The 22,752-nt window shown below is 40.2% G+C and carries 7 protein-coding genes and 1 pseudogene; all 8 read left to right on the top strand.

Features of this window, described 5'->3' with window-relative positions:
- Positions 1 to 240 precede the first annotated feature (240 nt).
- The 8 genes and pseudogenes from IE222_RS19605 (at position 241) to IE222_RS19640 (ending at position 22,236) form a co-directional block, all read left to right on the top strand.
- A complete protein-coding gene (locus IE222_RS19605; RefSeq protein ID WP_191275779.1) occupies positions 241 to 4,638 on the top strand; it encodes an endo-alpha-N-acetylgalactosaminidase family protein in 4,398 nt (1,465 codons plus the stop codon).
- A gap of 409 nt (positions 4,639 to 5,047) precedes the next feature.
- Positions 5,048 to 9,451, top strand: coding sequence for a discoidin domain-containing protein (locus IE222_RS19610; RefSeq protein WP_191275781.1), 4,404 nt, complete (start codon positions 5,048 to 5,050; stop codon positions 9,449 to 9,451).
- 102 nt (positions 9,452 to 9,553) lie between these two features.
- Positions 9,554 to 13,852, top strand: a complete 4,299-nt coding sequence (locus IE222_RS19615; RefSeq protein ID WP_191275783.1) for a discoidin domain-containing protein — start codon at positions 9,554 to 9,556, stop codon at positions 13,850 to 13,852.
- 166 nt (positions 13,853 to 14,018) lie between these two features.
- Positions 14,019 to 15,314, top strand: a complete 1,296-nt coding sequence (locus tag IE222_RS19620) for an ABC transporter substrate-binding protein (RefSeq protein WP_191275784.1) — start codon at positions 14,019 to 14,021, stop codon at positions 15,312 to 15,314.
- 78 nt (positions 15,315 to 15,392) lie between these two features.
- Positions 15,393 to 16,274: a carbohydrate ABC transporter permease gene (locus IE222_RS19625; RefSeq protein ID WP_191275786.1), complete on the top strand. Its 882-nt coding sequence runs from the start codon at positions 15,393 to 15,395 to the stop codon at positions 16,272 to 16,274.
- Between the two features lie 36 nt (positions 16,275 to 16,310).
- Complete coding sequence (locus IE222_RS19630; RefSeq protein ID WP_191275787.1) at positions 16,311 to 17,147, top strand: carbohydrate ABC transporter permease; 837 nt, start codon at positions 16,311 to 16,313, stop codon at positions 17,145 to 17,147.
- A 346-nt stretch (positions 17,148 to 17,493) separates the two neighbouring features.
- A pseudogene (locus IE222_RS19635) lies at positions 17,494 to 21,164 on the top strand (endo-alpha-N-acetylgalactosaminidase family protein); the annotation flags it as partial.
- A gap of 226 nt (positions 21,165 to 21,390) precedes the next feature.
- Positions 21,391 to 22,236, top strand: coding sequence for a helix-turn-helix domain-containing protein (locus IE222_RS19640; protein ID WP_191275789.1), 846 nt, complete (start codon positions 21,391 to 21,393; stop codon positions 22,234 to 22,236).
- The last annotated feature ends 516 nt before the right edge of the window (positions 22,237 to 22,752 follow it).

Genomic DNA, 22,752 nt, shown 5'->3' on the forward strand with positions numbered 1-22,752 from the left:
GTAAAATTTCACCGGCTTTTTCATCTCAGAGAGGGGTTTTGTCCCAGCCTCTTTTTATCAACCGAAAAAATCAGTGTTTTTAGTGATTTCCAACTATTTTCCTATATAAATAACAATATTTCTAAAAACTTTGACAATATCCTGATTGAGGAAGCGCTCTCAAGCAAGTAAGCTAGATTACAAGTGGAAGGTGATATTTTCTGCCTTCTATGAAAATAGTTTTTTAAAGGAGGAAAGAAATTGAACATTAGGGAATACAAAAGAGTTTTTAGTATTCTGACTGCACTTGTGCTGATTGTGCCGCTGCTTTTGACCGGTTTTACCCCGCCATTACACGCAACAGCCGAAGTGACCAATCCGTGGGTGACGATCTCATCCGGAGGAAATGAAGTCAATGAAGTTGTAGTCAAGGATGGGAAGGCCTATGCAAAGCTTGGAGCAGGCACAGGGAATGACAATGGTGCAAAGGCTGCTATTTTTCAAGAAAAAGGAGCAGCAGCTAAAGACTCAGGAACGATGGAATATACCTTTATTCCAGAACTGAATGGGGAAGATACTAGATTTGGTTTTTTCCCGCATTATATTGATGCTAATAACTTTGTATTTGTTGGTTATGATGCCATCGGATGGTTTTATGAGTACAAATATAAAGGCAGCGGCGACTGGCTGAAAAATAGGCCAAACAAAGAGCTTCCAAAAGCCGGAAGCAAACATGCTATTAAAATCGTTTATAAAGAGAATACACTAAATGTTAGCTTAGATGGAGAGGACTTATTTGGACCTGTTACTTTATCTGAGGAAGTCAATAACCTGAAGACAGGGAAGGAAGCCGTCAAGCTTGGTGCATATGGCGGAAAAAACAGCCAAGTCCTGTTTGAATTAGGAGATGCTCCTGAAGATGGCGGTACAGAGCCGGGGAATGGTGGAACCAATCCTGATGACGGCGGTACACAGCCTGATAATGGGGAACCTGTCGATATTACCGATAATCAATTGGAACCAGGAGATTTTAAAGTGATCTCGGGTGATGGAACGGTTACTTATAATCAAGATGGTTCAGCCACTTTCAAGGTCACTTCAACGCAAAAGAACCGTATAGTCTACAATAACATGAAACCGATTAAGAATGGGGTTTTTGAAGCGGATATAACGCCAGGAACAGGTACCATGAACCGCTTTGGGCTTATCTACCGTGTTCAAGATCCATCCGCTTACACATATGTGGGAACAGGGGATACGAACAACCAATATTTTGGCGAAATCTTTGGCCCAGCGAACACTTGGACGGGCATGACGTCAGATGTGCCATTAGAAGCAAATAAAACTTATCATTTACGCCTCAAATTCACCGATGATTTAGCCACCTTGTACATTAATGATAAAAAGGTAAATTCCTGGGCATTATCCGGCGGTGTGGACAAAGCCGGTTTACTCGGATTTGAAAAAAGCCGTGGTGCTGCTAACATTACCATCTCTAACATCAAGATTAAGGAAAATATCCCACCTAAAGCACCAAATACACCACCAGTAGAAGATACATTAAGCTCGGATTATATGAATGTAAAGATTGACCAAGTATTTCCTCGGGTTATTGAATACCGGGTCGGCGACAAGGTCATGGACGGACAAAAAACACCAGTATACGGTCTAAAGGTAAACGGTGCTCTTTATTATCCGGAGGTAAGCTTTAAAAAGCTGAACAAAGGTGAAGCCCAGTATACCTTAAAAGTAGTCGATCCATTTGAAAACCTTAATGCAGTATTTAAAGTGTCATTGAAGGTTCAAAAGAATAAAGTAGTCTACAAATTTGACGAGATTACCAATTCTGATAGTGCAAAAATTGAAACGGTTGAATTTGCTAATTTAAACCTGATCTCCGTTAATTCATCACAAACCAATGCGAAAGCAAAATTAACAAACCTCAGCAGTGATGTGACGAAACCGGGGGATGTGGATGTACGAATCGATTCTTCCATGGGCGGGATTGGTTCATCCGCAAGTTACTATACAGGATTTTTATCAACAGACCAATTGATTGCTGGAGTATGGTCTAGTTCAGAGGTCAATGGCTACAGAAATTTAACGGCTAACCGGTACCAGTATGAAGACGGCACGAAAGCTCTTGGGATTGGTTCAAGCTTACTATATTACCACAGAGAATTTATGCCGAACCCGCAATCCAAACCGACGATTAAAATCGCAATCGCTGAGGATGTAAATAAAGACGATCAAGTGGACTGGCAGGATGGTGCGATTGCTTACCGCGAAATCATGCAGGACATTCCAGGCTCGGAAAATGTAAACAATCTGGTTGGAACACGGATTGTCATGAATTTTGGTTCGCAGGCACAGCAGCCGTTCCTGAAAACATTGGATAATGTCAAAAAGGTTGCTCTTGCAACCGATGGTTTAGGACAATCCGTACTGTTAAAGGGATACGGCAATGAAGGACATGACAGTGCACATCCGGACTACGGCGATGTCGGTGAACGGATCGGCGGCTCAGCAGATTTAAAAACATTGATTAAAGAAGGTCATAAGTATAATGCCGAATTCGGCGTTCATATCAATGCACAAGAAACGTACCCTGAAGCAAAAGCGTTTAATGAAGATTTTATTGATGGGCCGAATTCAAAAGGATGGGGCTGGTTAGACCAATCTTATACGATTAATAAACTGAAGGATTTGTACTCAGGAACACGTGCCAAAAGGCTGGATGAATTAAAGGCAGCGGCACCGGGGCTAGACTTTGTTTATTTGGACGTATGGTATCAGGATCAATGGGAATCCGACCGAATTTCGGAGCAATTCCATGACCGCGGCTGGCGGGTCACAACAGAGTTTGGTACATCAGTAGCGAATTACTCCACATGGCAGCACTGGGCTACAGATAAGAACTACGGCGGCCCGGCCAGTAAGGGAATCAATTCTGAAGTGCTTCGCTTTATCAGCAATCACCAAAAAGATTCTTGGGTGTTGAATTGGCCCGAAGCAGGCGGAACAGCAGATCATCCATTACTTGGCGGATTTGAGCTGGCCGGCTTTGAAGGCTGGTCATCTGATAAGAACTTTGACAATTTTATCCGGATGACGTTTGATAACAATGTGCCGACGAAATTCCTACAAAAGTATTATGTCACGAACTGGACTACTGGAGAAGGTGACAAAACGAAAACCAACTTGGAAAAAGAGATTAAACTGGCGGACCCAAGCAACGGAGATGTGGTGGTGGTCAAAAGAAAAGACAATTCAAGAGAACGTGTGATTACTCTAAATGGAAATGTTGTTCTTGATGATCATGCCTATTTACTTCCTTGGGTAGATCAGGACTTTAAACACCCAACTCCTAAAGCAGAAAAAATGTATCACTGGAATTTGAAAGGCGGCACCACAACCTGGACATTGCCGGAAGGATTTGTTGGTCCGAATCAAAAGGTTTATGTGTATAAATTGACTGATCAAGGCCGTAAAGATGCAGAGAAAGTAAAAGTCATTAATAATCAAATTACTTTAAATGCTGATGCAGCTACACCTTACATTGTCATACCGGGTAAAAAAGAAAAGGGACTGCAGGTCGATGATTGGAGTAAGGATGCTCATGTTTATGACACCGGTTTTAATTCGGGAACTGTTAAGGATCCTCATACAAAGGTTGCCGGGGATAAGGACAGTGTTAGTGTGGTCAGAACGGATCAAACGGGTAATGCCCGCCATTTAAGCAGCGGCGATTATTACTTAAATATTGACAGTCCATCCGAAACTACATCTGTTTCCCGTGTATTGACAGATCTTGAACCGGGAAAAGAGTATGTGGCAGAAGTGTATGTGGAAAACAACAGTGATGTGAAGGCAGGAATAGCAGTAGTTGACGAGGAAAATGAGGTAAGCAATTACACATTAAGAAGCCTGCAAAAGAACTTTATCAGCGCTGACTCCCATGCTACGAATAATGGCTACAATAGTAAAATGCAGCGGATGCAGGTAAGCTTTACAGCAGCCTCTAAGAAGGCAGAGTTAATTCTTAGCCGTGATGCTGGTGAAGGGAATACAAAATTTGATGATATTCGAATCATTCAAAAATCTTTAAAAAATCAAGTATCACCAAAAGTATTCCAGCAGGACTTTGAATCAGTTGTACAAGGGATTTACCCATTTGTGATCGGCAATTCAGAAGGAGTAACAGATAACCGGGTACACCTTTCTGAATTACATGCTCCATATACACAAAAGGGCTGGGCAGGCAAAAAGCTGGTAGATGACGTGATTTCAGGCAAATGGTCGGTGAAAGTGAATACTGGCAGCAAGGGTCTGACGTATCGCACAATACCACAGCATTTCCACTTTGATCCAGGCGTGACATATAAGGTTTCATTTGACTATCAAACAACAGCCAATTCCTATCGCTTTATCTCAGGGGATCAGGAAATTGATGTTCGAGACATTTCGGCTGCCAAAGGACTAAGTGTAAATGACAAGCTTTCGGCTTCAACCGACACTAAAAAAGCTGAGTTTACTGTCACAGGCTCTGATAATGGGCAAACCTACATTGGAATCTTTAGTGACGGTACTACTCTCGACGCAGACACCGGCGGAGGAACCTTCATCCTAGACAACCTCCGGATTGAACGTTTGGATTAATAATGTGGAAGTAAGGGAACTGACGGTTCTCTTGCTTCCTTTTATGGATAACCGTTCGATAAAACGTTCGTGTAATCTTTTTTTGAGATTACAGTATTAATTAACGGGTTGACCCATCAACCCAACTTATGGTAAATTTAAAATGTTAGAAAATTCCTAAAATTACAATTTAGGAAGGAGTGATTTTTATTAATAATTAAAATCCGCAGCATCATTGCAATAGCAACAGCATTAAAAAGCATCACTGCCAACATCTAGATATCAGCAATAACACCTCACCATTCAACAACGTTTATTTACCTACTACTTAATATACTTAATGTGATTTTTTTGCAAATCTACTAGTATTTCAATCTCATTTCTCACCCTAGAAAAATCAATGAATGAAAAACCTAAAAGGAGGTTTAATATGCTAAGACGAAGACCTGGGCTAAACAAGCTGGCAGGCTTGTGCTTATCTGTGGGGATGTTATTTACCACGCTTCCTCCAATGGCATCTGCCGCTGCAGCTCAAAAGGAAAACTCGATTACTACTATTTCTACCAATCAAACCTATAAAACTATAGGAAAAGTAACAAGTATTGGAAACGAGGGAAATGATGTATTCCTTAGCTTAGAAACAGGAGAAAAAATAAAAATAAACTTTTTAAAAAATAATGTTCTTCGGATGCATTTAGATCCAAAGGGAATTTTTGAAGAGTATCCCACTCCCAACAAACCTGACCATGAAACGAAAATTATCGACAAAAATGTTAGCGATTACAAAAAGCAATATGGAGAAATTACCGTTAAGGTCAAGGAAAACGATAATAACTATCTAATCTCGACGGATGCCTTGGAATTAAGAGTAGATAAAGCTGATTCAAAAATGAGCCTGTACGATAAAAAAAGATCAAAGTTGCTTTGGAAGGAAAGCGAACCACTTAAACATTCAAGCCAAGGTACAGTTCAAACCCTTGATACAAACGAAGATGAATATTTTTATGGAGGCGGCCAGCAGAATGGATTTTATGCACATAAGAATAATTCCATAAAAATTGCGATCGGGGGAGGCTGGGATGCAGGAGCAGCATCAAGTCCAGTCCCATTTTATTTAAGTACAGAAGGCTACGGAGTTATGCGAAATACCTTTAAGCCGGGCCTTTATGATTTTAAGAATACCGCAACCTTTACGCACAATGAAGACAGATTTGATGCTTATTATTTTGTTGATGATTCTATTCCAAAAATCATTAACGAATATACAGAATTAACTGGGAAACCAGCGCTTATGCCAGAATACGGTTTCTATTTAGGGCATGCTGACTGTTTTAATGGAACCCATAATGGCCACAAGGACCAGCGGACACTCTTGACGAATGGGCTAAATAACGTAAATCAACATGTTGAGAAAGATATGCCGTTAGGATGGTTTTTACCAAATGACGGCTATGGATGCGGGTATGGCGGATTGGATAATTTAAAGCAATTTGTTGATAAAACCAATGATCAAAAAGTCGAGGTAGGTTTATGGACACAAAGCAATCTCTATCCTGATCCTAATTTACCGGAAGACAGTCCATTACGCAGAGACCTTGAAGGAGAAGTGAAGGCTGGTGTAAGAGCTATCAAGACGGATGTTGCATGGGTTGGGCAAGGATATTCCATGGCATTAAATGCAACTCGTCAAGCAGCAGAAGGAATAGAAAAATATTCTGGTGGTGCACGTCCATTCGTTATCACTGTAGATGGATGGGCAGGTACTCAGCGTTATTCAACATTATGGTCAGGTGACCAATATGGCGGTAATTGGGAGTATATTAGGATGCATATCCCTACTTACATTGGCGCCGGCTTATCCGGAAATCCAAATGTCGGCTCAGATATGGACGGTATATTTGGCGGAGAACCGAAAATTCAGACACGCGACTTTCAATGGAAGGCATTCACACCTATTCAAATCGATATGGACGGCTGGGCATCAGGAGGCACTGATTACAGCAAATCTAAAAATCCGTGGAATTATGGTGAACCATATGCGTCGATTAATCGAATGTACCTGAAATTAAAGGCACAAATGATGCCTTATAACTACACAATTGCCGAGGAATCATCCAGAACCTCTATGCCGATGGTAAGAGGGATGATGTTGGAATATCCCAATGATCCGTATACTTATGGGACTGAAACACAGTATCAATATATGTGGGGACCAAGTCTTTTAGTGGCGCCAATATATGATGGAAGCTCTAATACTGCTGAAGTGAGGAACGATATTTATCTGCCGGATCAAAATCAAGTTTGGATTGATTATTTTACAGGAGATCAATATCAGGGAGGTTCGGTACTTCATAACTTTAACGCGCCGCTATGGAAAACTCCCGTATTTGTTAAGGCCGGCGCAATCATTCCAATGGTGCAAGAAAACAATTCCATCAATGAATTGGACGGTTCCGAAAATAGAATATTTGATGTTTATCCATCAGGAAAGTCAGAGTTTACCCTTTATGAAGATGATGGTAAAACGGTCGATTATAAGGAAGGAAAAAGTACAAGAACAAAGGTCACTTCTGAGATTATTGGAAACAAAGTTGATATAACCGTCCATCCCGCTAAAGGAAAGGGCTTTAAAGGAATGGTTAAAGACAGGGGAACAGAAGTGATTGTCAATACACGTGCCATCCCAAAGAATGTAAAGGCTAAAGTTGATAATAAAAATGTTAAATTAAGGAAGGCAAAAAGTGAAGAGGATTATCAAAACTCGGAAAACGTGTACTTCTTTAATGAACACCCAAATCTGAACAAATATGCTACAAAAGGTTCATCATTTGAAAAGAAAGAAATTATTACATCACCAAAGTTATACATTAAGGTTGGAAAAACAGATATCACTAAACATACTGTCAGTTTTTCAGTAAATGGCTTTGACAATACGCAAAAGAAAGAAGTAGTCGATGAGGCAGTTCCTGCTATTCCATCCGGACTTCATGCTGATGAAACGAACATTACCGACCAAGACATTACATTGAATTGGGAGAAGGCTGATGGCGAGAATGTAACGTATGACTTAATGATTAACGGGGTTGTTCATACAAATGTGTTTAAGTCAAGTGACAGCGAGCAAACACCATTCTTCATTCACTCAGGATTAAAGTCTGATACAGAGTATTCCTACCAAATTAGAGCAGCCAATACAAAAGGCTCATCCGGCTGGAGTGATGAGGTCAAAATCAGAACGAAGCTTGACCGTTACAGAAATGTTCCGAAGAATATGACAGCAAAAGCAAATAGTCAACAGCCGGGGCAGGAAGCAGCTTTAGCTGTCGATGGAAAGGATGAAACATTGTGGCATACAGCATGGGGAGATGCAGGTAATAAATTGCCGCATACCTTTGAGATTGATATGAAGCTGGCTTATGAATTAGATAAGCTGGAGTATGTTCCACGACCGGATGCAGGAAATGGTACCATCTTAAAATACAATTTAGATGTCAGTCTTGATGGTAAAACCTATAAAAATATCATTAAAGATGGAACGTTTGTCCGAAGCAAGGATACGAAGGTCATTCCATTTCCGGAAAATGTATACGCAAGGTATATTAAGCTGACCATTACAAACTCCGTTGGCGGTTTTGGAAGCGCGCAAGAATTCAGACCATACAAAAAGGATAAAACAGAAGGAACGGTTGTAGGCGAGAATATCCCTAACGGAAAAATTGATGAAGAGGACCTGCTTTTCTTTGCCAGCTATATGGGTGTGGATCAAACTGATACAGCTTGGGGACAGGTATCAAAGGTTGATATTAATTTCAATGGTGTTATTGATGCCTACGATTTAATGTATGTAGCTTCCCAATTGGGACAGCAGCCGCTTCAGGCAACGGGCAGACCGGGTGCTGGAAGGTTGGATATCAGACCGAGCAAGCAGGAGTTGAAAGCGGGAGAGGAGTTTACAGTAGAAATTGTTGGGGCCGGGTTAAAAGATATCAATGCCTTCAACTTGGAACTGAAGCTTGATCCAAACAAATATGAGGTAGTAAAGCAGGGCGAAAATATAGTTTCTCCAACCACTGAAACTGCCAAAATTTTAAATTATTCAGCACTTGCCGGGATTGGAAAGGCAGAGCAACGAATTATGGCTGCATTTTCCAACAAAGGGAATGAGAAAACATTAGATGGTACGATGACATTGGCCGCAGTAAAACTTAAGGCAAAGAAGGATGTAACTTTCGATATGCCTATCACCAGATCCTTGCTGGTTAATACAGCCTTCCATACGATTGATAGAATTGGCAGCGTACTAAAGCCTGGTGAAGAACCGGGGGAAGCTGAACAGCCGGAGGAGCCGAAAGAGCTGAAATTAACGAATAAAGATATGACGGCTACTGGTCCGGGTGAGAAGATGCAAGGCGGTGCAGCAGCCTTTGCTAAGCTGATTGATGGTGACATAAGTGAGAATTCCCTGGCAGAACTGAAATGGTTGATTACTGAAGAAGATGGTATTTCGCTGCCGTTAAACGTAGATATTAACTTTACAAAACCACAAGAATTGACGAAATTTATTGTCTATAACCGCCCGCAATATACAAACGGAAAAATTAAAAAGCTAAGTGCCAAAGTATATACCGAATCCGGAAAAGAGTATGAATTGGGCTCGAAAACTGTTAAAGTTGATGATCCATCTGTAACCTTTAATCTTGCCGAGGCTGCTATACCGGCCGGAACCAAGCTTACAAAATGTTCAATTAATTTCGAGGAATCTCATAGCGGACCGCTGATGTTATCTGTTGCTGAGATAGAAGTTTTTATAAAGAATCCTGCATACGTAGATTAATGTAAAAATATGAATCTATTATGATCTTTTTGGTGATGGGGTTGTTCCTTCAACCCCACTGCCCAATTTTTTTCATACCTTATTTTAATTGGAGGGGAAACGGTGAAAAAAATACTGTCCATGTTCTTCTCTGCTGCCCTTATGGTTAACATTATGCTTCCGACCGTAAGCAGTCCAAATCCAACCAAAGCCTTAGCGGCAGAACCAAGCTTTATAAACATAGATAAGGACAAAGTAGAAATTGGAAATGACGCTATCAAACGGGTTATCGATGTATCCCATTCAAAGTTGAAAACAAAGGTCATCATGAACCAAAGGATCGGAAAGGACTTCGTTCCTAAAGAAGGATCGGAGGATTTTTCTATCAATTTAGTAACTGAGTCTTCGAATACGGAAATTCCTGATAATCAAAAGCCAAAAATTCAGATTGATAGAACGAAGTGGACTGCAGCCGTTTATGATTCTATTGGTAAATCTGTAGATGGTGCTGCCATGCTGGATGGCAATGACAGCACGTATGTGGATTTTTGGAATGGAAATAAGGCATGGCCTTATGAATTAGTTATTGACTTAAAGGAAGAAAAGACAATTGGTTCGTTTGGTTATCAAAAAAGACCAGGATACCAAGAACAAGCATATGGAATCAATGGAACATTAGGAAAATACGAAATTAAGGTGAGCAATGACGGTAAGAAATGGATAGATGCCGGAACCGGAGAATTCTCAACCAAAGACTACAATTTGCATAAAGCAGGCAATCTCTACAATGTGGGAGATATGGTCTATGGGAATTTACTAGAGGCTAAAACAGCCAGATACGTTAAGATTGTTCAATTAAGTGGTGGACTGTCTAATGATATTTCGTTTACTGGAGCGGAAATTTACTTGTTTGAGGATACATTAAAATCCAATCCAGGCGGAAATACGGAAAAAAGATTTATCAATGCAAGTGATTTGACTATTAAACAAGTAAAGGAAGCGGAATACAAAACGGGGAAAAAAGTCCAATTTGTGTTTGACGATTATGAAAAATATAATTCGGTTTGGACCATTAAGTACAATGTTTTTGTGGAGAATAGCGCGCCTTACCTAAGGAGCAACTTGGAAATCAAATCGTCAAATAAAGATATTGCAATCGATTATATCGATGTGGATCAATTCGTATTGCCCGATCAAGTGGAAGGTCTTTTTCATCACCCGCCTTTAAAGGATATTTCCTCCATGTGGATTGGCAAATATGAACTGGTTCTAGGACAGCCGATTTATGCAAATGGTTTGTTCTTTGGATCGGAATTCCCTGCGTCTGATACTGATGTTGTAAATAATACGATGCAGGTCAGGTATTATTCGGGAAAGGATTTTAAAAAGCTGGAAGAAGACCATCAGCTTGGTAAAGATGGAAGCTTTACGACCTGGAATAGTGTCATGGGTGCTGCAGCGGCTACCGATAAAGATGTCGTTCAAACGGATTTCTTTGCCTATATTAATGACATCGCAACAAAGACGGAATTCAGAAAGCAGTACAATTCCTGGTATGACAATATGATGGATATTACAGATGCAAGTATTGCCAGCTCATTTTATGGTACTGAAAAAGAGTTAAGCAAAAATGGCGTGGAGCCTTTGGACTCCTATGTTGTGGATGATGGCTGGAATGCTTATGAAACGGTTAATTCAAGCGGCCAGGCAACTGGATCGCCATATAAAAATCGAACCGGTTTCTGGGAATTCAATAACAAATTCCCTAATGAATTATATACAGCCAGTGATATGGCAAACAAGTTTGGCTCGACGTTCGGCCTTTGGCTTGGCCCACAAGGCGGATACAATTACTTTGGCGGGTTTGCCGAATTCCTCGAAAAGAATGGAACAGGACATGTTACGAATGATTATTGGAAAAGTGTGGATGTAGGTTCAAAAACATATGTCAACAATCTAACAAAGCTGTTCCTGGATTATCAAAATAGATTTGATATTGAATATTGGAAGCTGGATGGATTTGCTTTGAGGCCTTCCACCGACCCAGACAACAACCATATGGTTGGCGGTGACCACAATATGTATTTTACTTCAGGCCTATGGGAAACGTGGATTGACACCTTTGAAGCAATGAGAAAGGAAAGGGAAGAAAAAGGCAGAAGTTTATTTTTAAATCTGACCTGCTATGTAAATCCAAGTCCGTGGCTGCTGCAGTGGGGAAATACAATATGGATTCAAGACTCCGGCGATAATGGTTTTTTAAACGCTTTTGGAGGAACACAGGCAGAACAGATGATGTCATATAGAGACAATGTGTACTTTAACATTTTTAAGAAAAATGATCTGCAGTTCCCATTAAAAAATGTGTATAATCATGATCCCATTTACGGAGTTTCTGCCGGCATCAAATTTACAGATGACGATTTTAGAAATTACTTGATGATTAATGCCACGAGAGGAACAGCATTCTGGGAATTGTATTTTTCACCTAGTATGATGAATGATGCAAAGTGGAGAATAACAGCTGATGTCTTAGAGTGGGCTGAAAGCAATGCGAAAACGCTTGAAAAAGCCAAGCTGTTCGGGAAAAGGCCTGATCAAGGCGGCGTTTATGGCTATTCTGCTTGGAACGGCGGCGAAGGGATTGTTTCATTTAGAAATGCAAGCAATAAAGAACAGAGCTATACCCTGAAATTAGATAATACAGTAGGTGTTCCAACTGAAATAGAAAATGCCAAAATGGCGCAGCTATTGCCAAGGGTTGATGAAACCAATGAGAAGAGTATCAGCTATGGGGATGAATTAACTGTGACATTGGCTCCCCATGAGTCAAGAATTTACCAGTTTACCAGCAAAAAGCATGGACTAGCAAAAGTTATTTCTGTAAAAAATACTGCAGAAAATACGGTGAGGGTAAAATTTGACCAGCGAATTCAGAATCCAAACATTACAGTTAACGGGAAGCAGGCAGAAGCCGCTATTTTAGAAGATTATCGAACCGTTGAGCTTACTGCTGATAAAAGAATTGGGAAGGAAAATCAAATCGACATTCATATTGAGAACATTTGGGGCACTCCGGCTGCGATCAAGAAGAAATTCCATGGGTATCCAAATGGTTATGCAGCAAAGCTGTTTGAGAAAACGGATGTGGAGAATGGACAAAACTTGAAGACTGTTCATTTTGAAACGGCAAATGTAGACTTGTATAGCATTGAAAATGAAGAATATAAATTTAAGAAACAAATTCCACTGGTTGGAACAGACGACTTTTCCATCTCGTTTAAGTTTAGAACAACAGGAAAGAACCAGTTGATTTTAAACCAAAATGGCGCCTATTCCATTGCTATTGACGAAAAGGGCTATCTCAACTATACGCTTGGGGACGATGTTGTCCATTCAAAGTCAACTATAACGACTGTAGCTGAAAAGGCAACAGGAACGTTTGGAACGGATCAATATAAACCTACAACTACTGTTGAAAAAGTTCAGGGTAAAGTAAACGATGGAAATCTGCATGATGTGAAGGCTGTTAGAGAAGCAAATGGGATGATTAAGCTGTATTTGGATGGAGAACTTGTGTCATCTAAATACGTAAAGGATATATTCTCATTGCCGAGCGGCAAAATTACGGCCGGCAGCAAAGAAACGAATCTCCAGATTGCAGAGGTTGAAATAAAGAATGAAGCAGCACCATATGATGATGCAAAAAAATCCTATGAATCTCTGAACTTAAAGCCTGGATATAAGGAATTAGATAGAACTGGTTACAAAGCCTATGCAGATTCAGAGGAGAAACAAGCCGGGACGAATGAAGGACCGGCAGCGAATGTATTAGACGGAAAGACATTGACTTGGTGGCATACGCAGTATAATGGAGCGCGACCGGTAACACCTCATTGGATCACCATTGAAATGCCGGAGGCGGCACCGGTTGATGCTTATGAGTATGTTAGCAGGAACGGCAACGGGAATGTAAAAAAATACGAATTGCAGGTATCGAATACAAATGCAGAAGGCAGCTGGAAAACAATAAATTCCGGAGAAATGAAGAATGGCGGAAGTTCAATGATTGAGTTTGATAAACCGGTTGAAGCTAATTTCTATCGATTGTACATCACTGAAACTTATGGGGCTCCTGCTAATACCTTTGCATCAGCTGCTGAAATAAAAGTATATAAGAAAATGGCAGGGGCATCCGATTTTTCAAAATTGGCGGCAGTTTATGAGGAAATTCAGCGTTTCGATGTAAAGCGTTATTCGAAGGAAAGTTTAGAGACTTCAGGATTTAATAGGTTAAAAGATAAAATTGTAGATGTATATGAAAATCCAAATTCAACGCAGCAAATGGTAGATGATGCTGTTTCAGATTTCACACAAAGCTTTGAGAAGATAAAGTCTGAGTTAGACCAAAAGGGCCGCTAGTAACCCATTTTTACGTACCGGTACTTAGGAGAAGAGGGATCATAAAATGAAATCTCTCTTTTCCTTCCATTATATATATATGGTGGGCCCGTCAACCCAGTTGGTTTATATTTAATTGTTGAATAGTGTGTAAAAATATTTTTTTAGAAAAAGAGGGGGAAATTACGTGGGAAAAAAGATTAGCCGTATCATTTCAATACTGTTGGCCGCTGTTATATTACTAGCTGCCTGCAGCAGTACCTCTTCATCAGGAAAAACTACAATTAAGTATTGGTCTATGTGGAACAAAGGGGAACCACAGCAAGTTGTCATCCAAAAAATTATTGATGCATACGAAGACGCTAATCCGAATGTTAAGGTCGATGTACAATGGATGGGCCGGGAAGTTATGTCGAAGGTAAGAAACGCGGCTTTAAGCGGGGATGCACCTGATCTAACAGAACAATCCGGGGCGGAGGTTGAAGGGGCGTTAATTAAAAACAAGCTGGCAGAACCATTAAATGAGCTGCTCTCTATGAAAATACCAAATGAAGAAACACCATTCCAAGATGTATTTATTGATGAAGTTCTACCATTTTATCAGCAGGGGGAAGATACTTATTTTATTCCATATGAAATCATCAGCTCTGGTTTCCACTATAATGAAAACCTCTTCAAGGAATATGGAGTAAAACCACCAGCCACATGGGATGAATTTGTTGAGGTAAATAAGACGTTTAAGAGTAAAGGGTTAGCTCCACTTGCACAGGATGGGAATATTGACTTTTATAATGCTTATTACTATTACTGGTTAGTTGAGCGTTTGATGGGCCCAGGTACTCTAGTAGAGGCTGCCGGAGATAAAACAGGTGAAACCTGGGGACAGCCTGGGTATCTAGAAGCAGCAAAAAAGGTGCAAGAGCTTGTGGATAACAAATTCTTTGCAGATGGGTATAAAGGAAGTCAGTACCCTGCAGCTCAAACAGCTTGGGCAAGTGGCAAATCAGCGATGGTTTTAGTTGGCAGCTGGTTATCAAGTGAAACCGCTGAGTATTCTTCAAAGGATTTCGTTTATAAAGCTTTTCCTTTCCCGTCAATTGAGGGTGGAAAAGGCGGTAAAGATCAAGCTGAACTTTATCTAATTGGATGGGTTGCTCCCAAAGGCGCAGACAAAAAAGCGGTACAAGATTTCTTAGCCTTTGCCATGCAGAAAAAATACCAAGAAGGCATTGTTAAAGATACTAAAAATATTAGTACTAGAAAAGATTTAGAAGCCCCAGAAGCGTTAGCAGATTTTCGAGAGATTGTCGTCAATGCCTCTTCCTTCCATAAAGAATACGATGGTTTGCAGGCTGAATATCCAGATTGGTGGAAAACTGTATTTTTACCGCTCGATGATAAATTAATATTCGGTGAAATGAAGGCTGAAGAGTTTATTAATGAACTGCAGAAACAAACGAAGGATTTCTGGAGTAAGAAGTAAAAATAGTGGAAAGCAGGAGGAGCAGGCGTTCTCCTGCTTTCTTTAAAACACCACGTGTTGAAAGAAGGAGGAGAAAATGTGAGGACTGGGAGGAAAAAACTTACTATTCCATATTTGTTGCCAGCAGTTAGTTTATATCTCATTTTTTTTGTTGGCCCCGCAATCTACGGGCTCTGGATCAGCTTCCATGAGTGGAGCGGTTTTACAGATGATATGAAATTTGTCGGGTTGAAAAATTACGGAAAAATATTGGTTGACCCTATATATTGGCAGTCATTTTTAAATATGATGCTCATTTTGTTTGTTGGGGGTATTTTTGTTTTTCTTATTGGTTTTTTATTTACAGCACTAATGAGCCAGGGGGTAGCAGCAAAAAAGGCGATTCGGGCGATTATCTTTTTTCCGCAAATCATCGCACCTATTGCTTTGGCAGTAGTGTGGAATTATTTATACCGCTTTGACATTGGCTTTTTTAATTCGATTTTAACGTCTATTGGAGTTAACCCTATTAACTGGACAGGTCCTAATAACATTATGATGTCTGCTATAATTTCAATTATTTGGTATAGTGCCGGATTTTATGCCATTATTCTCTTGGCTGGGGTTGATAAAATTCCTAACACCATTTTTGAAGCTGCTCGAGTAGAAGGGGCATCCACGTTTAAAATTTTTACAAATATTACCCTTCCTTTAATATGGGATGTTATGTCAATTGCAATTATCTTATGGGGAATCAACGCTATTCGTTTATTTGATTTCTTGTTTGCGTTTGGTGGAGCGGAGCCGCCGACAAGGATGTGGAATACGGCAATGTATCAATTCATTCTGGGATTCGGCCAGCGAACACCTATTTATCAGTTGGGATATTCAAGTGCAATTGCGGTAACCATGGTTATGGTTGTCTTGTTATTTGTTGTTACTGGCAGAAAGTTATTCAAACGTGAAGTGTATGAATTATAGAGCTTTTGGGGCCGAAACAGAAAGGAGCAAGATAAAGTGAAATCAAACGGGGGTAATGTGTGGTCAGCGCTTGGAAAAACATTTTTATATGTATGGACGTTATTTATTTTATTCATAATAGGATGGATTATATTAGCCTCGCTTAAAACGAATCGTGAACTTTTTGAAGGCTTTTGGAGTCTTCCGGACTCACTTCAGTGGGGGAATTATTATACTGCTTGGGTACAGTCTGACCTTGCTTCCTATTTTTTTAATAGTTTAATAGTGGTTTCATTAAGTGTATTTGGGATCGTCTTGGTAAGTGCACCTGCCGCTTACGTTTTATCCAGATACCACTTTTTTGGCAGGGAGTTTTTAACTAATGCCTTTGTTATTGGAATTGGAATTCCTTATCAAGCTGTTTTAATTCCGATTTATTTATTGTTAATAAAAATGGGCTTAATTAATTCATTTTTAGGCCTGATTATTGTTTATATCGCGCTATCGCTGCCATTTACAATCTTTATTCTGACAGGTTTTTTTCAAAGTTTGCCTTCAGATGTAGAGGAAGCAGCGATTATAGATGGGGCGGGTGAAAATACGATTTTTTGGAAGGTTATGCTTCCAATGGCCCGTCCAGGCCTGGTTACCGTTATGATTTTAAATGCTGTTGGATTATGGAATGAGTTTTTACTTGCAAAAGCATATATGAATGTTAATGAAAAGTACACATTATCCGTCGGCTTATATCAATTTTATCAATCAATGCAATATAACTCCGATTGGGTAAGCTTGTTTGCGGGAGTGGTTATTATCGTATTCCCAATCTTAATTTTCTATTTATGGCTGTCGGATAAGATTATCGAAGGAATGACGGCTGGGAGTGGAAAATAAGGTTTATTATTTTTCTTAAAAGTATATATGATGGTGATGGTGACCGAAAATTTCTTACTCTCTTAATATCTTAAAATGCGAACAGTGACAGATACTGTTCGTATTTTTATGCATTTCACTAAAAACAATATATCTAAAAATTCGGACAATATCCATATTGTTCGAGGGGCCTAAGAAAAGTAATCTAGAAAGGAACATGTTTAAAGGAGGAGAGAAGTTGAAGAGGAAAAATGTTAAAAGGAGCTTCAGTATTTTATTGGCAATACTCTTGTTTTTGCCCTTGTTATCGCCGGGGTTTACACAGCCATTACGGGCAGCCGCAGAAGCAGCGAATGATGGAGAACCCGTGGACATTACCGATAACAGGCTGGAAGAGGGAGATTTGAAAGTTATTTCCGGCGATGGCACCGTCACATATAATCAAGATGGGTCAGCCACTTTCAAGGTCACTTCAACGCAAAAGAACCGTATAGTTTACAATAACATGAAACCGATTAAGAATGGGGTCTTTGAAGCGGATATTACACCCGGAACAGGTACCATGAACCGCTTTGGGCTTATCTACCGTGTTCAAGATCCATCCGCTTACACATATGTGGGAACAGAGGATACGAACAACCAATATTTTGGCGAAATCTTTGGCCCAGCGAACACTTGGACGGCGATGACGTCAGGTGTGCCATTAGAAGCAAATAAAACCTATCATTTACGCCTCAAATTCACCGATGATATAGCCACTTTGTACATTAATGATAAAAAGGTAAATTCCTGGACACTAACTGGCGGTGTCGACAAAGCCGGCTTACTAGGATTTGAAAAGAGCCGCGGTGCTGCTAACATTACCATCTCTAACATCAAGATTAAGGAAAATATCCCACCTAAAGCACCAAATACACCACCAATTGAAAATAACATCAGCTCTGATTATATGAATGTGACCATTGACCAAGTATTCCCTCGGGTTGTTGAATACCGAGTCGGCGACAAGGTCATGGATGGACAAAAAACCCCAGTATACGGCCTAAAGGTAAACGGCGCTCTTTATTATCCAGAGGTAAGTTTTAAAAAGCAGAGCAAGAGTGAGGTCCAGTATACCTTAAAAGTAGTTGATCCATTTGAAAACCTTAATGCAGTTTTTAAAATGTCATTAAAGGTTGAGAAGAATAAAGTAGTTTACACGTTTGACGAGATCACCAATTCTGATAGTGCAAAAATTGAAACGATTGAATTCCCTAATCTAAACCTTATTTCAGTCAATTCATCACAAACCAATGCGAAAGCAAAATTAACTAACCTCAGCAGTGATGTGACGAAACCAGGTGATGTCGATGTACGAGTTGATTCATCAATGGGAGGCATGGGAACGTCAGCAAGATACTACACGGCGATCCTCTCAACAGATCAATTAAGTGCGGGGGTATGGTCCAGTTCCGAAGTTGACGGCTACCGTAACCTAACAGCTAATCGTTTTACAAGTGAAAATGGTGAGAAGGCTATGGGAATTGGCTCCAGCCTGCTTTACTATCACCGAGACTTTATGCCAAAATCGCAGGAGGCCAAACCAACAATTAAAGTCGCGATCGCTGAAGATTTGAATAAAGACGATATGGTGGATTGGCAGGACGGGGCGATTGCTTACCGTGGGATTATGCCGGATATTCTGGGCTCAGAGAATATAAATAATAATGTAATAACACGTGTTGTCATGAACTTTGGTTCGCAGGCACAGCAGCCGTTCCTGAAAACATTGGATAATGTGAAAAAGGTTGCCCTTGCAACAGATGGGTTAGGTCAGTCTATGCTGTTAAAAGGATATCAAAGTGAAGGACATGATAGTGCACATCCTGATTATGACAATGTCGGCGAACGAATGGGCGGTGCTACGGATTTACAAACGCTCATTAAAGAAGGTCATAAGTACAATTCGGAGTTTGGTGTCCATATTAATGCCCAAGAAGCATATCCTGAAGCGAAAGTGTTTAGTGAGGATTTAATTGATGGTACCAATTCTCTAGGATGGGGCTGGCTAGATCAGTCTTATACGATTAATAAATTAAAAGATTTGTACTCAGGAACGCTGCAAAACGGTTAGATAAATTAAAGTCTGCGGTGCCTGATCTTGATTTTATCTATTTGGACGTTTGGTTACAGGACCAATGGGAATCCAATCGAGTTGCCGAGCAATTAATGAGTCGGGGGTGGAGAGTTGCAACTGAGTATAGTACGTCTATTGTGAATTATTCAACTTGGCAGCACTGGACTACAGACAAAAAACATGGCGGACCAACTCAAAAAGGACTCAACTCTGAAGTGCTTCGCTTTATTGGCAATCATCAAAAAGATTCTTGGGTATTAAATTGGCCGGAAGCAGGCGGAACAGCTGATCACCCATTGCTTGGCGGCTTTGATTTAGCCGGTTTTGAAGGCTGGTCATCTGATAAGAACTTTGACAATTTTATCCGGATGACGTTTGATACCAATGTGCCGACGAAATTTCTGCAAAAGTATTATGTCACGAACTGGACTACTGTAGAAGGTGACAAAACGAAAACCAACTTGGAAAAAGAGATTAAACTGGCGGACCCAAGCAACGGAGATGTGGTGGTGGTCAAAAGAAAAGACAATTCAAGAGAACGTGTGATTACTCTAAATGGAAATGTTGTTCTTGATGATCATGCCTATTTACTTCCTTGGGTAGATCAGGACTTTAAACACCCAACTCCTAAAGCAGAAAAAATGTATCACTGGAATTTAAAAGGCGGCACCACAACCTGGACATTGCCGGAAGGATTTGTTGGTCCGAATCAAAAGGTTTATGTGTATAAATTGACTGACCAGGGCCGCAAAAATGTGAAAAAAGTCAGGGTTGTTAATAACCAGGTAACATTGAAGGCTGAGGCAGCAACTCCTTATGTTGTAGTCCCAGACAAAAAGGAGAAGGGGCTGCAGGTTGACGATTGGAGCAAGGATGCTCATGTTTATGACACCGGTTTTAATTCGGGAACGGTCAAGGATCCTCATACAAAGGTTGCCGGGGATAAGGACAGTGTAACAGTTGTCAAAACAAATCAAACAGATGATGCTCGTAACTTAAGCAGCGGCGATTATTACTTAAATATTGACAGTCCATCCGAAACTACATCTGTATCCCGAGTGTTGACAGATCTTGAGCCGGGAAAAGATTATGTGGCGGAAGTGTACGTGGAAAATAATAGCGATGTTAAGGCAGAATTAAAAGTAGCCATCTCGGATGACAAGGAAGTTAGCAACTACACGCTTCGCAGCCTGCAAAAGAACTATGTTAAAGCAGATTCACATGCTTCCAATGATGGCTACAATAGCAAAATGCAAAGAATGCAAGTAAGTTTTACAGCAGCCTCTAAGAAGGCCGAGTTAGTTCTTAGCCGTGATGCAGGTGAAGGAAATACGAAATTTGATGATATTCGAATCGTTCAAAAGTCTTTAAAAAATCAAGTATCACCAAAGGTATTCCAGCAGGACTTTGAATTAGTCGTTCAAGGGATTTACCCATTTGTGATCGGCAATTCGGAAGGAGTAGCAGATAACCGGATTCACCTTTCTGAATTACATGCCCCATATACACAAAAGGGCTGGGCAGGTAAAAAGCTGGTCGATGACGTGATTGCAGGTAAATGGTCGGTGAAAGTGAATACTGGCAGCAAGGGTCTGACGTATCGCACGATTCCACAGCATTTCCACTTTGATCCAGGCGTGAAATATAAGGTTTCATTTGACTATCAAACGACAGTCAATTCCTATCGCTTTATCTCAGGGGACCAGGAAATTGATGCTCGAGACATTACGGCTGTCAAAGGACTGAGTGTGAATGACAAGCTTTCGGCTTCAACCGACACCAAAACGGCTGAGTTTACTGTCACAGGCTCTGATAATGGGCAAACCTACATCGGAATCTTCAGCGACGGTACTCCACTAAACGGAGACACCGGTGCAGGAACCTTCATCCTAGACAACTTGCGAATTGAACGTTTGGATTAATAATGTAGAAGCAAGGGGGACGGACGGCTCCCTTGCTTCTATTTTTATTAGGCTAAGTTCTTTTATCCTTCTAAAAAGCTAGACTGTATCGTGATATTAGTTGTGTTATATTTTTACTATATAAAGAAAATGATGACGTTTTTAAGCAGTAATTTATTGTCTAGGGAAGGAAGTGCAAGGACAGCTCAAGCACTCTCGAGAAATCTGGTCAAGAGGAGGGACTTCAATGACATTTAGTGTAAGTGACCAGCTAAAGGTTTCGTTGTTTGATGTGAAGAAGATTCAGTATAAGTCGCGGGTGATCTTTGATTATGTGCAGTCTTGCTACACCGTTGCTTACATAAAGAAGGGCGAGGTTATAACTACCTTTGAAGGGAAAGAGTATGTGGCGAAGTCAGGGGATGTGATGATTCACCGGCCGCATAAGCCGTTTAATGTTATTTCAAAAACGGATGGGATTCACTATCTTTTTAACATTGACTTAAAGGTAATGGAGGAAGTGGATTACTTTAGCCTGTATCCACTCGGGAAAGTAGTGAAAATTCGCGACCCCATTCTGTATGAGAAAAAGTTTGATGAACTAAGAAGCATCTGGCTGCAGGAAACAAACGATTACAGAACGGTCCAGTCGAGTTTTCTAGCATTCTCCTTGCTTTATGAAATTTTGGAAAGCTCAAAGTTTGGCGGAAAACGAACCCCGAACGAGTCGTATATTACCGACCGTTTTAACAATGTTCTACATTATATCGAAAACAACTTAGGAGAAAATATTACACGTGATGAATTAGCCCAGATTTATCACATGAATCCAGTATATTTTAGCCGTGTTTTCAAAGAAATTTACGGTCTGACACCGATGAAAATGGTAAAAAAATTAAGGATGCTGCAAGCCAAGCGACTGCTGGAGACAACGGACCAAACAATTGAAGCCATTGCCCAAAAATGTGGGTTTTGCGATTCGCCCCATTTCACCCACACGTTTCGGAGGGCTTTTAATATATCCCCAAGTGAATATCGGAAAAGTATCAAAAATACAAAAAGAACAATCATCTCTACATTGTTAGATGAATAGAAGTTTACTACTATATATATGTAAAGAGTTTTTAAACGCGTTTAAACTAAGTGTTTATAAGGATTGTTAGTCTTTTACTAAATGTAAATAATTTAAAAGAAGAGTGAATTGTTACGGTAGAAGGCTTTAGCGTCACTTTTGTTTTCGATATTAATTTTACAAGCGGAATAGTTCTATTTGCCTAAATATTAACGGCTTCTTGACAATAATCATCTTGTTAGGAGGCTGTTTTTATAAAGAATCCCGTTTATTGAAATCGCTTTCCAAAATAGGAATACGATGGGGAGAAATGTCATTTCCGGTGATTATTATTTTTCTTTGGGGAAGTGTTATCGCTTATATCTTAAGTGGGGAGCAGCCTTAACATTTTCTGGGTATGAATCCGAGGTTAGCTAGCATAATTTTCATCACATAGCAAGCCTGCCAGCTTACTACAGGTTTATAAACATAGTACTAGATAACAAGTACTAGTTTGTAATAGATCGGCCGCACATAGGATGATACTTTTGGCGAGTG

It is taken from the genome of Neobacillus kokaensis (assembly GCF_014656545.1).
Taxonomy (GTDB): domain Bacteria; phylum Bacillota; class Bacilli; order Bacillales; family Cytobacillaceae; genus Neobacillus; species Neobacillus kokaensis.

Coding starts and splice junctions, on each gene's coding strand:
- IE222_RS19610 (WP_191275781.1), top strand. CDS start 5,048: ATGCTAAGACGAAGACCTGGGCTAAACAAGCTGGCAGGCTTGTGCTTA.
- IE222_RS19640 (WP_191275789.1), top strand. CDS start 21,391: ATGACATTTAGTGTAAGTGACCAGCTAAAGGTTTCGTTGTTTGATGTG.